Here is a 1,170-nt window from a genome sequence, read left to right as displayed (position 1 = left end):
AGGATTTTCGTAAGTGTGCTAGAACCAAACAATAAAATATACCAATTGTTGTAAGCAGTTTATTGTTCTATTTTGGTTCGAATATTTTATCTAGTTCTGTTTCAAGGACACCATAGTCAAATCCTTCCATTTTTTTTAAAACTTTTCCTTCTTTACTAATTATAAAACTAGTTGGGTATACTTGAACTCCGTAATTTATCACATATTTGTCAGACATTCCTTGTAGATTTGAAAGGTTAATCCAATTAATATTGTCCGTTTTACTTGATTTTTCCCATTGTCTTTTATCGACATCAATTGAATAACTTATAATTTCAAAATTATTATCTTTATATTTTTCTTTTAGTTTAGGAAATTCTTGTTGATTTTGATTATGACATGGAGGACACCAACTTGCCCAAAAATCTAAAATTATAATTTTTCCTTTATAGTCAGAAATCTTGTGTAGGTTTCCATTTAAATCCATACCGGATATGTCTATAATTGATTCTCCAATTTCTATTTTTTCAATTTCAAAACTATTTTTAAGAGCAATTCCTTTTTTTGAATTTTGAAGTTTTTTGTTAAGTTTAGAATGAAATAATTGAAGGCTATCTTTAGATATATTTTGCGTAAATCCAAGGAAGTTTGTTAATGAAACTATATTGTTGGGGTTTTTATAAAGAAAATCTAATTGGTCGTTTTTTATTCCCTTTTGATAATCTTTCATATCAATTTCACCATTTTCGATTTGATTGTTATATTTTTCAGCTATTCCAAAATATTTTTTAGATAATTCAGTCAGTCTAGAGCCATTTATTTGGGAGTTTTCAAAATTATCATAATTTCCAATTAACGAAATATCACTTTTATCAAGCCAAAAAGAATTTCTTTTACCAATCTTATTCTTGTAGTCAAGAATAAGAATCATATATTCACTGGGTTCATTGTTATCAATTTCAAACTCAAAAGATCCATTCAATGATATGGTAGAATCAATTTTTTTTCCAAAAAAGTTTCTACTATCTAATTTAGAAATCACAATAACTAAGCTGTCTTTTAGGTTTTCAATAGTACCAGTTATTTTTGTCGAATTATTGTTATTAGATTTTGTTTCTTTCTTGTTATTGAAATTACAAGAAATGAGTATTAGACAAAGAATGATAATTATTTTTTTCATAGTTTTTTTTT

The 1,170-nt window shown here is 25.6% G+C and carries 1 protein-coding gene; it reads right to left on the bottom strand.

The annotated features are described in order from the left end of the window. Positions 1-67 precede the first annotated feature (67 nt). The coding region (locus BLU40_RS17455) for a TlpA disulfide reductase family protein (protein WP_090126840.1) at positions 68-1,170 on the bottom strand (1,103 nt) is incomplete at its 5' end.

Origin of the sequence: Lutibacter oricola, from assembly GCF_900106565.1 — a bacterium.
Classification (GTDB): domain Bacteria; phylum Bacteroidota; class Bacteroidia; order Flavobacteriales; family Flavobacteriaceae; genus Lutibacter; species Lutibacter oricola.
The sequence above is the reverse complement of the archived record's forward strand: the minus strand, read 5'-3'. Positions and strand labels throughout refer to the sequence as shown.